Source organism: Celeribacter halophilus (genome assembly GCF_900114135.1).
Lineage (GTDB): Bacteria > Pseudomonadota > Alphaproteobacteria > Rhodobacterales > Rhodobacteraceae > Celeribacter > Celeribacter halophilus.
In genome coordinates this window covers 143,699-158,072 of sequence record NZ_FORY01000006.1, presented here as the reverse complement: position 1 = coordinate 158,072, position 14,374 = coordinate 143,699, and the positions used below count along the sequence as shown (strand labels likewise).

Genomic DNA, 14,374 nt, shown 5'->3' with positions numbered 1-14,374 from the left:
GGGGCGCTTTTCGCATATGCAGAAAGACCGGACTTTGATCGGCATCAAACATATTCGATTTTGAAAATATTTAGAAAAACGAAGACCAAAAGAAAAAGGGCCCGTCGTGAAAACGGGCCCCAATCGGGTGTCGGACTTGCGTCGGATACGTGTCGGACCTTTGTCGGGCCGCGACAGATGTGCCGCTTATTGCGGAATCTCGCCGGTCAAACCTTCGACATAGAAGTTCATGCCCGCAAGCGTGCCATCGTCGGCCACTTCGCCTTCGGCCAGCCAAGGCGTGCCGTCCTGCTTGTTGATCGGGCCTGTGAACGGGTGATACTCGCCGGAGGCAATCTTGTCCTTGATCTCCAGAGCGGCGGCTTTCACGTCTTCGGGAACCGCATCGGAAATCTCGCCGATGCCAACCATGCCCGGCCCGATGCCGTCCCATGTGTTGTCACTTTCCCAAGTGCCGTCCATGACCGCCTGAATGCGCTCGATGTAGTAGGGCGCCCAGTTGTCGATGATCGACGACACGCGCGGCATCGGTGCATATTCCGACATGTCGGAAGCCTGACCGAAGGTGATGACATTGCCCGCCTTCTGTGCGGCGGCATGCGGCGCGGTGGAGTCGGTGTGTTGCAGGATCACATCGGCACCTTGGTCGATGAGCGCCTGAGCGGCATCGGCCTCTTTCGCCGGATCGAACCATGTGTAGGCCCAGACCACGGAGAATTCGACGTCAGGGTTCACCTTCTTGGCGTGGAGATAGGCGGCGTTGATTCCGCGGATCACTTCGGGGATCGGGAAGGAGCCGATGTAGCCGACCTTGTTGGTCTTGGTCATCATGCCTGCGATGGTGCCCTGAACGGCGCGACCTTCGTAGAACCGTGCGGAATAGACGCCCACGTTGTCGGCGGTTTTATAGCCGGTGGCATGTTCGAATTTCACATTCGGGAATTTGGCCGCGACATTGATGGTCGGGTCCATGTAGCCGAAAGAGGTGGTGAAAATGATGTCGGCACCGGAGAGCGCCATTTGCGTGATCGCACGTTCGGCGTCTGCGCCTTCTGGCACACTTTCCTGGAACATGGTTTCGACCTTGTCACCGAAATGTGCTTCGACTTTGAGGCGGGCTTGGTCATGCTCATAGGTCCAGCCACCGTCACCGACAGGACCGACATAGATAAAGCCGACTTTGGTTGGGTCTTCGGCAAAGGCGGGCGCGCCAAGGCCGAGGGTCAGTGCAGAGGCTGCCGCAGCAGCAGTCAGCAGAGTTCTACGTTTCATGGATAGTCTCCCCTTTTGAAACAAATTCCTCGTGAGCCTCACGAGGTGTGAAAAATCCGCCCGAGCATCGCGGGGGCGTTGGTGCCACCATGACGGCGGGCGGAAATGACGACAAGGACCACAATGGTCGCAAGGAACGGCGACATGGAGAGAAGCTCCACCGGCACTTTCGCGCCTGCCGCCTGAAGGTTGAGTTGCAGTACGGTGATGCCGCCAAAGAGATAGGCCCCGATCAACACGCGGCCTGCGCGCCATGAGGCAAAGACGACAATCGCCAGAGCGATCCAGCCGATGCCTGCAGTGATCCCGTCGGTCCATTGCGGCACGCGCACGAGGCTGATGTAGGCCCCGCCCAGTCCGGCCATCGCGCCGCCAAAGCCGATGGCGGCAAAGCGCACCAGCTTGACCTTGTAGCCAAGCGCATGGGCGGCGGCGTGGTTTTCTCCGACCGCACGCAGGACCAGACCGGCGCGGGTGTATTTGAGAAAGGCCCAGACGGCGACCACGGCAAAGAGGCTGAGATAGACCACGGCGTCATGCTGGAACACAACGGGGCCGATGAAGGGGATGTCCTGCAAGAGCGGCACATGCAGATCGGGCAGCGAGGGCGGTTTGATCCCGACGTAGTTCTGCCCGAGCAGGGAGGCCAGACCGGTTCCCATCAGCGTAAGCGCCAGCCCTGCGGGCACTTGTGTGGTGAGGAAAACCTGTGTCAGCAGGCCAAAGAGCATGGAGAGCGCCATGCCGCCGATGGCGGCGGCGACAAAGCCCAGTGTGGGGGAGCCGGTTTCGACCGCTGCGATAAAGCCGCAGACCGCGCCGGTGATCATCATGCCTTCGACGCCGAGGTTCAACACGCCGGATTTCTCCGTCACCATCTCGCCCAGAGCGGCCAGAAGGATCGGTGTCGAGGCGACCATGAGCGAGGCCAGAAGAATGACTGGGTTGATGCCTCCGAAATCCATCACGCGGCCTCCTTGTTGACGATCATCACGCGGTAGTTGACGAGAATATCCATCGCCAGAAGGATCATCAGCAGCATCCCCTGAAAGACCTGAATGGCCGCAGAGGGCAGGCCGAGCATGAATTGTGCAAGTTCCCCGCCGATGAAGGTGAGCGCCAGCAGAAGGCCCGCGAGCAGGATGCCCACGGGATGCAGGCGACCGAGAAAGGCGACGATGATGGCGGTGAAGCCGTAGCCCGCGCCGAAGTCGATGGAGATCTGGCCTGCGGGACCTGTGACCTCGAACAGACCGGCCAGCCCTGCCAGCGCGCCGGCGGTGCCGAGGCAGAAGACGACGAGCAGCCTGTCCTTGACGCCTGCAAACCGCGCGGCGCGGGGGCTTTCGCCCGTCAGCCGGATTTGAAAGCCGAGCATGTGTTTGTTGATCAGCACATAGGCAGCGACCACGGCGGCGAAGGCGGCAACCACGCCCCAATGCGCGCCAGTGCCGGAGATCAGCTCGGGGTTCGACATGGCGGGGATCTGGCTCAGGTTGCGCGATCCGGGAAAGCCGTTGCCTTCGGGGTTGCGCAGGAAGCCGAGGGCGGCGGAGGCGAGGATCTGTTCGGCCACATAAACCAGCATGAGCGAGACGAGGATTTCATTGGTGTTGAACCGCGTCTTGAGGATGGCCGGTATCATCGCCCAGAGAAAGCCGCCCAACGCCCCTGCAATCACCATCAGCGGGAAAATCCACCACGCATCAAGCGGGTAGAGCGCCAGCCCGACAGAGGCCCCTGTGAGTGCGCCGATGATATATTGCCCTTCGGCGCCGATGTTCCAGATGCCTGCCTTGAAGCCAAGTGACAGCCCGATGGCGATCAGGATCAGAGGCGCGGCTTTCACAAGCAACTGGGGCCGCGAGTAGGCGGCGAACTGGTCGTTGAACAGCGGATCCCAAAAGATCGTGCGAATAGCGACGACCGGATCCTTGCCCATCGCGGCAAACAGCAGCCCGCCGAGGATCATGGTCAGGATCACCGCCAGAACCGGCGTGGCGATGGTCCAGAATTTCGAAGGCTGCGGTCGTTTGACAAAGGTGATCATTGTGCGGCCTCCAGATCGTGTGCGCCGCCCATCATCAGGCCGATCTCGTCAACGGTCAGCCCCTTGGCCTTGCGCGGCGCGGTCAGGGTGCCTTCGTTCAAGGCGGCGAAATGGTCGGAAATTTCCATCAATTCATCGAGGTCTTGCGAGATCACGATAACGCCCGCACCGCCTGCGGCCAGATCGAGCAGGGCCTGCCGGATGTCGGCGGCGGCGGAGGCATCGACGCCCCATGTCGGCTGGTTGACCACAAAGACCTTCGGGTCTTGCAACACCTCGCGGCCAATCACGAATTTCTGCAAATTGCCGCCCGACAGCGAGCGCGCCGCAGAGGCGGGGCCGGGGGTGCGCACGTCAAAGGCCTTGATGACCTCGCGGGCGAAGCTCTCGGTCTTTTTCCAGTTCAGAAAGTTGTTCTTGCTGAGTTTCTTGCGGATCGTCGCGGTCAGCGCGGCGTTCTCCGTCAGGCTCATGTTGGGGGCTGCGGCATGGCCGAGACGTTCTTCTGGGGCGGTCAGAAGCCCGATCCTGCGCCGTGCATTCGGCCCCAAGGCGCTGACATCCTGCCCGTCAAAAGTAATCGCGCCCTTGTCGGTGCGGGCCTCGCCGGACAGCACGGAAAGCAATTCGTCCTGCCCGTTGCCCGCAACGCCGCCGATGCCCAGAATCTCGCCCGCGCGGAGTTTGAGCGAGACATTCTTGAGCCGCGTGCCAAAAGGGTTGGCCGGTGCGAAATCAAGGTCTTTGACCTCCAGCAACATCTCCCCCGCCTCACTGCTTTCGCGGGAGGGGACATGAAGCGTCTGGCCCACCATCATCTCCGCCATATCGCGTGCGGTGGTCGTTTTCGGATCACATTCGCCCACGACCTTGCCCAGTCGCAGGATCGTCGCCTCGTCACACAGCGCACGGATTTCTTCGAGCTTGTGGGAGATGTAGAGGATCGACGTGCCCTCTGATTGCAGCTTGCGCAGGGTCTTGAACAGGATCTCGACCTCTTGCGGTGTCAGAACCGAGGTCGGTTCGTCCATGATGAGAAGCTTCGGGTCTTGCAAAAGACAGCGGATGATCTCCACCCGTTGCCGCTCCCCCGCCGAAAGATCGCCCACAATGCGGTCGGGGTCCAAGGGCAGGCCGTAATTCTCGGAGACCTGACGGATAGAGGCCGCCAGTTCGCGCATCTTCGGCGGGTTCTCCATGCCGAGCGCGACATTCTCGGCCACGTTCAGCGCCTCGAACAGGGAAAAATGCTGGAACACCATGGCGACACCGGCGGCGCGGGCGGCCTGCGGATTGGCGGGCGTGTAGGAGCCGCCGCGCAGTTTCATGAATCCCGCATCCGGTTTTTCCAGCCCGTAGATCATCTTGACGAGGGTGGATTTTCCGGCGCCGTTTTCGCCCAGAAGCGCGTGAACCTCGCCTGTGCCGATGGAAAAACTGACATCGTCATTGGCGCGCACGCCGGGATATTCGCGGGTCAGTCCCACGACTTTTAAAAGTTCTGTCACCCTGTCCGTTCCCCGTAGGATTCTGTGATCTCTCTTTGCGAGATTACTTGCGCAGCGACCCCGACCGCAATGGCCTGAGGGTGTTTCCCAAGGTCAGGTTGCCCAATTGGACAGCAAATGCGGTCGATTTGGGCATTTGTGTGACCAAGATCGCGCAGCCTGTTGCGGAACCGCGCCCATTTCGTGCGCGACCCGATCAGGCCGGCAAAGGCGAATCCGTGCGACAGAACGCGGTGGCACAGCTCCAGATCAAGCGCATGGGAATAGGTGAGAATCAGGTGTTCGGCCTCTGGTGGCGCGTAGGGCACGAGCGTGTCCGGTCTGGCGGCCACGAGTCGGGTGACGCCATCGGGGATGTGATCGGGAAACCGTGCGGCGGCGGTGTCCACCCATGTGATGGCAAGCTCGGGCAGCGGCGCAAGCGTGGTCACGATGGCACGCCCCACATGGCCTGCGCCCCAGACCCAGATCGGCCGCGTGGCGCGGGTGACAGGTTCGACCATCCACGCGCCATAGAGTTTCGGTGTGACCACACCCTGCGCCCGCGCTTCGGTGAGAGCTTTTTTCACAGCAAAAGGCATGGGGCCGGGGCCGCGGGCGAAAATGTCCTCCGGAATGGCGTCGGCATCTTCGAACACTTCGGTCAGAAGCGTCACCGCCCCGCCGCAGCACTGGCCCATCGCGGGACCAAGCGGCAGGCGTTGCAGGCGCGGTGCGGTGAAGGCGTGTCTGGCCGCCTCATATTCCAAAGTGCCGCCGCCTATTGTGCCGGATTGCGCCGGTCCGTTGTCAGTCTGCCAGACCAGCATGGCGGCACCGACTTCGCGCGGGGCGGAGCCTTGGACCTCTGCCACAACAACACGCGCGACGCGGCCATGTGTTGCAATGGCCGCGCGCAATGCTTCGCGGTCAAAGCTCATCCGCGTGCCCTCGCAATGGCGTTGAGACATTCCTCTGGCGTGGCGGGGGCGTTGAGCGCGGGATAATGCGGGCCACAGGCGGCGCAGGCATCCGAGAGCGCGAGGAAGGCGGAGATGCCCAGCATGAAGGGCGGCTCGCCCACAGCTTTGGAACGATAGATCGTTTCTTCGCGGTTGCGCCCGTCCCATAGATCGACGTTGAACACTTCGGGCGCGTCGGAACAGGCGGGGATTTTATAGGTCGAGGGGGCGTGGGTTCTGAGCATCCCCTTGTCGTCCCAGACCAGTTCCTCGGTGGTGAGCCAGCCCGCGCCCTGCACATAGCCGCCTTCGATCTGGCCTTTGTCGATGGCCGGATTGAGCGAGGCGCCTGCGTCATGCAGGATGTCGGCGCGCAGGATGCGGTTTTCGCCGGTGAGCGTGTCGAGCGCCACTTCGGTAATGGCGATGCCGTGGGCGAAGTAGAAAAACGGGCGGCCTTTGCCCTTGATCCGGTCCCACTCGATCTTTGGCGTCTTGTAGAACCCCGTCGCGGAGAGCGAGACGCGGTTCATATAGGCAAGGCTCACCAGCTCCTCGAAGCTCATTTCCTGTGTGCCGAAGCGGACCTTGCCGCCGGACCATGTCACATCGCTTTCGCCAAAGCGTTCGAGGATAAAGACCTCAAGCCGCGTACGGATGCGGTCACAGGCGTTTTTCACCGCCATACCATTGAGATCGGTGCCGGAAGAGGCGGCGGTGGCCGAAGTGTTGGGCACCTTGCCTGTGTCGGTGGCGGTGATCTTGACCTTGTCGAGAGAGACACCAAATTCCGTGGCGGCGACTTGGGCGACCTTCTGGAACAGGCCTTGGCCCATTTCCGTGCCGCCGTGGTTCAGGTGGATCGAGCCGTCATTGTAGATATGGACCAGCGCCCCCGCCTGATTGAGGTGGGTCAGCGTGAAGGAAATGCCGAATTTGACGGGCGAGACGCCGAGCCCCTTTTTGATGATCGGGTTGTCGGCGTTCCATTGTGCGACGGCCTCTTTGCGCGCGGCATAGTCGGCGGTCTCCATGAGCTTTTCGGTCATACCGTGCAGGATGAAGTCCTCGACCTCCTGCCCGTAGGGGGTGAGCTTGCCACGCGGGGTGAGTTGGCCACCCGCGTGTTGCGGGTGCGGGTCGAGATGTTCGACGCTGCCTTCGGAGGTGGGTTCTCCGTCAAGCGAGAGCACATGGTCTTCGGGCTGTCCGTCGCCTGCGGTGGGGGTGACCATCTCGTCGTAATAGTTGAGCCTGCGCACTTCGACGGGGTCTTTGCCCAGCGTGTGCGCGATATGGTCGACGACACGTTCGATGCCCAGAACGCCTTGCGGCCCGCCAAAGCCGCGATAGGCGGTGTTGGACTGGGTGTTCATCTTGAGCCGGTGGCTTTCGATCCGCGCGTTCGGCAGGAAATAGGCGTTGTCCGCATGGAGCATGGCACGGTCAGCCACGGGCAGGGTCAGGTCCAGCGACCAGCCCGCGCGGGTCAGTTGCAAAAAGTCGATGCCGAGAATACGCCCGTCCGCGTCAAAGCCGCAGGTGTAGGAGATGCGGAAGTCGTGGCGCTTGCCGGTGATGATCATGTCATCGTCGCGGTCATAGCGCATTTTGCAGGGCTTGCCGGTGTCCCGTGCCGCGATGGCACAGGCGATGGCGAGCCAGTTGCCTTGGGATTCCTTGCCGCCAAAGCCGCCGCCCATGCGACGGGTTTCCACACGCACCGCATGCATCGGCACATGGAGCGCGTGGGCGACCTTGTGCTGGATTTCGGAAGGGTGCTGGGTGGAGGAATAGACGACCATATCGCCGCCTTCTTGCGGCGTGGCGGCGGCGGCCTGACCTTCGAGGTAGAAATGTTCCTGCCCGCCGATCTCGATGGTGCCTTCGATCTTGTGCGGGGCCTTGGCGATGGCCTCAGCCGCGTCGCCACAGCCATAGATGCGCGGGCCTTCTTCGAAACGGCTTCCGGCCTCCATCGCGGTGTCATAGTCGAGGATCGCGGGGCGTTCCTTGTAATCGATCTTGCCGAGCTTGGCGGCCTTGCGCGCGGCCAGATGCGAGGTGGCGACGACGAGGAACACCGGCTGACCGATGAACTGCACCTCGGAAGACGTCAGAAGCGGCTCGTCGCCCAGAGAGGGCGAACAGTCCGGCACATGATCTCCGAAATCCTCTGCCGTATAGACCCGCACCACACCGGGCGCGGCACGCACGGCGGAAAGGTCCATTGCGGTGATCTCGCCATGGGCGATGGTGGACAGGCCAAAGGCCAGATGCAACGTGCCCGCAGGCAGCGGAATATCGTCAATGTAACGCGCCTGTCCGGTGACATGGAGCTTGGCCGCGTCATGGGGAAGGGGGGAGCCGACTGACATTATGCGTCCTCCTTTCCGGTTTGCGTGACCGCGAGAACCGAAGTGGCAAGTCCCTGATCCTCTGCAAAATAGCGCCGCAGCATGTTTTGCGCGGTGGTGAGGCGATAGGTGTTCGAGGCCCGCATGTCGCTCATGGGCGTGTAATCCTCGGCAAAGGCGGGCAGGGCGGCGTCGATGGTCTTCTGTGTCCACGGCTTGCCGGTCAGCGCCGCCTCGACGGTCTTGGCGCGTGCGGGCGTGCCGGCCATACCGCCAAAAGCGATGCGGGCGGCGGTGATGGTTCCGTCCGTAACCGTGATGTTGAACGCACCGCAGACGGCGGAAATGTCCTGATCGAACCGTTTCGAGAGCTTGTAGACCTTGAGATGCTCAAGCCCCGCTTTCGGCACGGTGATGCTTTCGACAAATTCGGAGGGCTGGCGGTCCTGTTTGCCATAGGTGATGAAGAAATCTTCCAGCGCGATGCTCCGCCGGTCCTCGCCCTTGCGCAGCTTCAGCGTGGCTCCGGCGGCGATGAGCGGGGGCGGGCTGTCGCCGATGGGGGAGCCGTTGGCGATATTGCCGCCAAGCGTGGCCGCCGCGCGGACCTGTGTGGAAGCAAAGCGGCGATACATCTCCGCAAGCGAGGGTGCGTGAGGCTTGAACGCCGCGATCAGATCGGCAATCGGGGTCATCGCGCCGATCTCGAACGCCTCAGTGGTTTCCGTGATGCCTTTGAGATCCTCTATGCCGCCAAGGAAAATCACCTCTTCCAGATCGCGCATCTGTTTCGTGACCCAAAGCCCGACATCGGTTGCCCCCGCAATCAGCACCGCATCAGGGCGCAGCGCATAGATGGCGGCGAGCTCGTCGGTGGTTTCGGGGCGCTCGACAATGGCAGGGGTGGCAAAGGGGATGTGATCCAGCCCTTCGGGCACAGGCGCATCCTCGACCTTTTTCGCGGCACGCAGGATGGGCGCGTAGCCCGTGCAGCGGCAGAGGTTTCCGGCCAGAACATCCTTGTGCGCGGTCTCGCCGCGGGCATGGGCCGTGGCCAGAGACATGACAATGCCCGGCGTGCAAAAACCGCACTGGCTGCCGTGTTCTTCGATCATGGCCTTTTGCACGGGATGCAGGCTGTCGCCCTTGGACAGACCCTCGACCGTGGTGACGGATTTGCCGTGAAGCTGGGGCAGGAACAGGATGCAGGCGTTCAGGGGCTTTTTGCCCTGCGCATCCTCCACCATCACGGTGCAAGCTCCGCAATCCCCTTCGTTGCAGCCTTCTTTTGTGCCGGTGAGGCCGCGTGTTTCGCGTAAATAGTCAAGCAGAGTTCGCGTCGGTGCTTCGCTTGCTGTGATGAGCTCGCCGTTCAGCCGAAAAGTGATCTCCATGTATCAGACCTGCCGCTGTCTTGTTCCAAACCCGCGCCCGATGCGGCGGAAAGCGCGAATGAGTTCTTGATAGGAAACCGCTCCGACAGGCTTTTTGCAAGGGATTTGCGTGGCATGGCGACAGGTTTCTGCGCAAATTTTGCCCTTTTGATCAAAATTCAGGCGCGAGGGCGGATAATAACGGAGCCGTGAAATAGGCACGTTTTGCCCTTGGCCTCTGTGTGCGGCTTGAGTTAGCTTGGCGGCAAATGAGCAGCCCAACTTTTATCCACCTTCGCGTCCACACCGAATACTCGCTTCTTGAAGGGGCGATGCGGCTCAAGAAATTGAGCGGCATGGTGAAGGATATGGACATGCCTGCCGTGGCGGTGACGGACACCAACAACCTCTTTTGTGCGTTGGAATTTTCCGAATATTCCAAGGCCGCAGGGATCCAGCCGATTATCGGCTGTCAGGTGGATGTGGCCTATCATGAGGCCGCCCCCGGAGAGCGCCAGAAACGCCCCGCGCCGGTGGTGCTTCTGGCCCAGAGCGAGACGGGCTACGAGAACCTGATGAAGCTCAATTCCTGTCTCTATGTGGACAAGCACGACGGTGTGCCGCAGGTGACAGTGGATGAGCTTGAGCAATATTCCGAGGGGCTGATCTGTCTCACCGGCGGATCGCTCGGGCCGGTGGGCAAGATGATTCTGGAGAATCACTTCGATCAGGCCCGCGCCCTTCTGGAGCGGTTCAAGGCAATCTACCCGAACCGGCTCTATGTCGAGTTACAGCGCCATCCGGGCGAGGGCGGCAGCCATACGGATGCGGAGCGGCTGACCGAGCGGCCCTTTGTCGAATGGGCCTATGAGATGGGTCTGCCCTTAGTGGCGACCAATGATGCCTATTTCCCGAAAAGCGAGATGTATGAAGCGCATGATGCGCTGATCTGTATCGCCGAGGGGGCCTATGTCGATCAGGTGGAGCCGCGCAGGCGTCTGACCCCGCAGCATTATTTCAAGTCACCTTCGGAAATGGCCGCGCTTTTTGCCGATCTGCCCGAAGCCATCGAGAACACGGTGGAGATCGCGAAACGCTGTGCCTTTAAGGTTTACAAGCGTGCGCCGATCCTGCCGAAATTCGCCGATGACGAGGTGGAGGAACTGCGCAAACAGGCGTGGGAAGGTCTCGACAAACGTCTGGCCGTGATCCAGCCCGCAGGCTCGCGGGAGGATTACGAGGACCGGCTCAAATTCGAGTTGGGCATCATCGAGCAGATGGGCTTTCCGGGCTACTTCCTGATCGTGGCCGACTTTATCAAGTGGTCGAAGGATCACGGCATTCCGGTCGGGCCGGGTCGGGGGTCGGGGGCCGGTTCTCTGGTCGCCTATTGTCTGACCATCACCGATCTGGACCCGCTGCGCTATTCGCTGCTGTTCGAGAGGTTCCTGAACCCCGAACGTGTGTCGATGCCCGACTTCGACATCGACTTCTGCATGGATCGCCGCGAGGAAACCATCCGCTATGTGCAGGAGAAATACGGGCGCGACAAGGTGGGGCAGATCATCACCTTTGGTGCGCTTTTGTCCAAGGCGGCGGTGCGGGACATCGGGCGGGTGTTGCAGATGCCTTACGGGCAGGTGGACCGGCTGTCGAAGCTGATCCCTGTCGAGGGGGTGAAGCCCGTTTCGATCAAACAGGCGTTGGAAGACGAGCCAAAACTGCGCGAAGAGGCCCGCAACGAGGAGGTTGTGGACCGGCTTCTGACCTATGGCCAGCAGGTCGAAGGGCTGTTGCGCAACGCCTCGACCCACGCGGCGGGGGTTGTGATCGGGGACCGGCCTCTGGACCATCTGGTGCCGCTCTATCAGGACCCGCGCTCCGACATGCCCGCCACCCAGTTCAACATGAAATGGGTCGAGCAGGCGGGTCTGGTGAAGTTCGACTTTCTGGGCCTCAAGACGCTGACGGTGATCCAGTCGGCGATGGATCTGATCTTCAAATCGGGCCGCCCGCTGCATGTCGCGGCGGACGGGACACAGCTTTACGAGCCGCCCGAGGGCGGGGAGAACCAGATCAACCTCATCCCGCTGGATGACGAAAAGACCTACAAGCTCTATTCGGACGCGAAAACGGTTGCGGTGTTTCAGGTGGAAAGCTCGGGCATGATGCAGGCGCTGCGTCAGATGAAGCCGACCTGTATCGAAGACATCGTGGCGCTTGTGGCGCTCTACCGTCCGGGGCCGATGGAGAACATTCCGACCTATTGCGACGTGAAACACGGGCGCAAGGAGTTGGAATCCGTTCACCCGACCATTGACCACATTCTGGCCGAGACCCAAGGCATCATCGTTTATCAGGAACAGGTGATGCAGATCGCGCAGGTCATGGCTGGTTACAGCCTTGGTGGCGCCGACCTGTTGCGTCGTGCGATGGGGAAAAAGATCAAGGAGGCGATGGACGCCGAGCGCCCGAAATTCGAAGAGGGCGCGGCCAAGAACGGGGTCGACAAAAAGAAAGCCTCCGAGGTTTTCGACCTTCTGGAGAAATTCGCCAACTACGGGTTCAACAAATCCCACGCGGCAGCCTATGCGGTGGTGTCCTACCAGACCGGCTGGCTCAAGGCGAACCATCCCGTCGAGTTCATGGCGGGGGTGATGAATTGTGATATCCACCTCACCGACAAGCTCTCCATCTATGCCGAAGAGGTCAAACGCGGGCTGGGGATCGAGATCATCCCGCCATGTGTGAACCGCTCGCTGGCGACCTTTGATGTGGTGGATCAGAAACTGGTCTATGCGCTGGGCGCGCTCAAAAACGTCGGGGGCGAGGCGATGCAACTGATCGTCCGTGCGCGCGAAGAAGGCGGCAAGCCCTTTGTCACGCTGTTCGATTTCGCCCGTCGCGTCGATCTCAAGAAGGTCGGCAAACGCCCCTTGGAGATGCTCGCCCGCGCGGGCGCCTTCGACCAGCTCGACAGCAACCGCCGCCGCGTCTTCGAGAGTCTAGATTCACTGGTGCAATATTCCGCCGCGATCCATGAGCAAAAGGCCTCCAATCAGGTCTCGCTCTTTGGCGATGCGGGCGAGGATCTACCGGAGCCGCGGCTCTCGCCAGTGAATGACTGGGTCGCCTCAGAGCGGTTGATGGAAGAGCACAAGGCCATCGGGTTCTATCTCTCCGGTCACCCGCTCGACGATTACGCCAGCGCTCTGAAACGCAAGAAGATCGGCACGATTGCCGAGGTGCAGGCCAAGGCCGAAGCCGAAGGCGGCGCGATCATGAAGGTCGGCGTGCTGGTCTCGGGCTTCCGTCCGATGAAATCGGGCAAGGGCACGCGCTATTTCCGGATGAATATCTCTGACTCCACGGGTCAGTTGGCGGGCATCGCCATGTTCCCGAAAAAGGGCGATTACGAGAGCGCCTATACGATTTTCGAGAACCATGACAAGCTGGTGGTGACGCTCGAAGGGCGGTTCAATGACGGGCAGTTTGACCCGATGATCCGCTCGGTTGCGCCGATGGATACGGTGGTCGCGGATGCCGGCGGGGCGGGGCTCAAGATCTATTGCGAGGACGCCAGCGCCATCGCACAGGTGGGCGAGCTTCTGACCCGCATCACCGAAGAGGCCAAACAGCCGCCCAAAGGCGCAATCAGCTTTTGCATCATGGCACCGGATTATCCCAACGAGGTCGATATCGACGTGCCCAAACCGTTTGTCATCACGCCGGAAGTCAAAGGCGCGATCAAGTCTTTCGATGGAGTGATTATGGTTGAGGATATTTGATGCGCTGCGTCTTGCTCACCTCTTGCGGTCTGCTTTTGAGCGCGTGTCAGATGTCTGTGCCGGAGTTTCTGGCCCCGTCGTCGGGTGAGACCGCCGCGCCGGTGGCGGAGGAGGCCGTCGCGGTGACGGATGGCGCCGAGGTGTTGCACGAAACGGCGCAGGTCGAGGCGGATGAGTTGAAGGGCGGCGAACTGTCTGACGAGATGGGCGGGCCGTCTACTGATGCCGCGCCAGCCGATGATGCGACTGCTGACATGGCCACCAGTGACGAGACGGATGTCGCAGAGGCACCGGAGATTCGTGCCGCGACCACAGAGGTGCAGAAAGCCGGATTCGGCGGCATCTTCAGCTTTCTGAAACCGAAACGTGCCGAGGGGGCGACCGACGAGGTCGCCATGCGGGTGGAGACGGAGGCCGGAGCCGCCCTTGCCGAGGCCGAGAGTTCCGAGGTGCGACCGGAGACTTACGGCGTGCAAAGCACGCTCCCCGAAGTTCCCGAAGAGACTGCGCCAGAGGTGCAAACCGCCAAGCCTGCCGCCAAGACGCGCAAGCCGCTGTTCGGCTTTCTGAAAGCCGCGCCCGAAAACGGACCGGTTTCGACTGTGAAAACCGGAGAGGTGCTGCCCTTTGGCGAGGTCGGGATCAATTGCGAGATCCGGCCCCGCGCGATGGGCGCAAAGGTTGACCAGTTCCCGCGTGAAGGCCGCCCTGTCTGGCAGCTTTACGACAGCGCCCCTGAAAACACCGCCCCGCATAGCCAGTATATCACCGGTTTCGCCGATGGTTGCGCACGTCAGGTCACAGCGGCGCTGGTGATGTTCGGCGCGGCGGGGCTGCATGAGGTGTTGCGCTATTCCGACGACACGGACCGCGACTGGTCGAATGCGGACAAGACCTACGAGAAGATCAAGCGCAAGACCTGCGGCGTGGGCCGTGGTTCCTATTGCCCTGCGGAGCGGCTGAGTGATCTGGAGCGTCAGGTGGCCTTTGTCTCGATCTACCCCCGTTTCGGGGCGGAAGAGAACTGGCTGGAACTGTTGCTGCATGACGGTCAGGTGATGAGCGAGGAAATGCGCTGAGGCGCG

Annotated in this window: 9 protein-coding genes; 2 read left to right on the top strand and 7 right to left on the bottom strand. The window is 61.4% G+C overall.

Annotated elements, in window-relative coordinates; genetic code table 11:
* Positions 1–186: 186 nt before the first annotated feature.
* The 7 genes from BM152_RS08190 to xdhA are packed head-to-tail and all read right to left on the bottom strand — an operon-like array spanning position 187 to position 9,522.
* The gene (locus tag BM152_RS08190) at positions 187–1,272 is read right to left on the bottom strand and encodes a BMP family ABC transporter substrate-binding protein (protein WP_066606900.1); all 1,086 of its coding nucleotides are present in this window, start codon (positions 1,270–1,272) and stop codon (positions 187–189) included.
* A gap of 38 nt (positions 1,273–1,310) precedes the next feature.
* Positions 1,311–2,237, bottom strand: coding sequence for an ABC transporter permease (locus BM152_RS08185; protein ID WP_066606906.1), 927 nt, complete (start codon positions 2,235–2,237; stop codon positions 1,311–1,313).
* A complete protein-coding gene (locus BM152_RS08180; protein ID WP_066606907.1) occupies positions 2,237–3,322 on the bottom strand; it encodes an ABC transporter permease in 1,086 nt (361 codons plus the stop codon). Before BM152_RS08180 ends, BM152_RS08185 begins: the two co-directional genes overlap by 1 nt.
* Positions 3,319–4,830 carry an ABC transporter ATP-binding protein gene (locus BM152_RS08175; RefSeq protein ID WP_074914107.1) on the bottom strand — a complete coding sequence of 504 codons (1,512 nt, stop codon included), beginning with the start codon at positions 4,828–4,830 and terminating at the stop codon, positions 3,319–3,321. The genes BM152_RS08180 and BM152_RS08175 overlap by 4 nt, the downstream gene beginning before the upstream one ends.
* Complete coding sequence (xdhC, locus tag BM152_RS08170; protein WP_066606909.1) at positions 4,827–5,750, bottom strand: xanthine dehydrogenase accessory protein XdhC; 924 nt, start codon at positions 5,748–5,750, stop codon at positions 4,827–4,829. Before xdhC ends, BM152_RS08175 begins: the two co-directional genes overlap by 4 nt.
* Entirely contained in the window at positions 5,747–8,149 is a 2,403-nt protein-coding gene (gene xdhB / locus BM152_RS08165; RefSeq protein WP_066606910.1) for a xanthine dehydrogenase molybdopterin binding subunit, read from the bottom strand. The genes xdhC and xdhB overlap by 4 nt, the downstream gene beginning before the upstream one ends.
* Positions 8,149–9,522: a xanthine dehydrogenase small subunit gene (gene xdhA / locus BM152_RS08160; RefSeq protein ID WP_066606911.1), complete on the bottom strand. Its 1,374-nt coding sequence runs from the start codon at positions 9,520–9,522 to the stop codon at positions 8,149–8,151. The genes xdhB and xdhA overlap by 1 nt, the downstream gene beginning before the upstream one ends.
* Before the next feature lie 248 nt (positions 9,523–9,770).
* On the opposite strand from xdhA, the gene dnaE reads away from it, so the two are divergent.
* Both dnaE and BM152_RS08150 read left to right on the top strand, forming a co-directional pair.
* Positions 9,771–13,289, top strand: a complete 3,519-nt coding sequence (gene dnaE, locus BM152_RS08155) for a DNA polymerase III subunit alpha (RefSeq protein ID WP_066606918.1) — start codon at positions 9,771–9,773, stop codon at positions 13,287–13,289.
* Positions 13,289–14,368, top strand: a complete 1,080-nt coding sequence (locus BM152_RS08150; RefSeq protein WP_066606919.1) for a hypothetical protein — start codon at positions 13,289–13,291, stop codon at positions 14,366–14,368. Before dnaE ends, BM152_RS08150 begins: the two co-directional genes overlap by 1 nt.
* The last annotated feature ends 6 nt before the right edge of the window (positions 14,369–14,374 follow it).

Coding starts and splice junctions, on each gene's coding strand:
- BM152_RS08190 (WP_066606900.1), bottom strand. CDS start 1,272: ATGAAACGTAGAACTCTGCTGACTGCTGCTGCGGCAGCCTCTGCACTG.
- BM152_RS08185 (WP_066606906.1), bottom strand. CDS start 2,237: ATGGATTTCGGAGGCATCAACCCAGTCATTCTTCTGGCCTCGCTCATG.
- BM152_RS08180 (WP_066606907.1), bottom strand. CDS start 3,322: ATGATCACCTTTGTCAAACGACCGCAGCCTTCGAAATTCTGGACCATC.
- xdhC (WP_066606909.1), bottom strand. CDS start 5,750: ATGAGCTTTGACCGCGAAGCATTGCGCGCGGCCATTGCAACACATGGC.
- xdhB (WP_066606910.1), bottom strand. CDS start 8,149: ATGTCAGTCGGCTCCCCCCTTCCCCATGACGCGGCCAAGCTCCATGTC.
- xdhA (WP_066606911.1), bottom strand. CDS start 9,522: ATGGAGATCACTTTTCGGCTGAACGGCGAGCTCATCACAGCAAGCGAA.
- dnaE (WP_066606918.1), top strand. CDS start 9,771: ATGAGCAGCCCAACTTTTATCCACCTTCGCGTCCACACCGAATACTCG.
- BM152_RS08150 (WP_066606919.1), top strand. CDS start 13,289: ATGCGCTGCGTCTTGCTCACCTCTTGCGGTCTGCTTTTGAGCGCGTGT.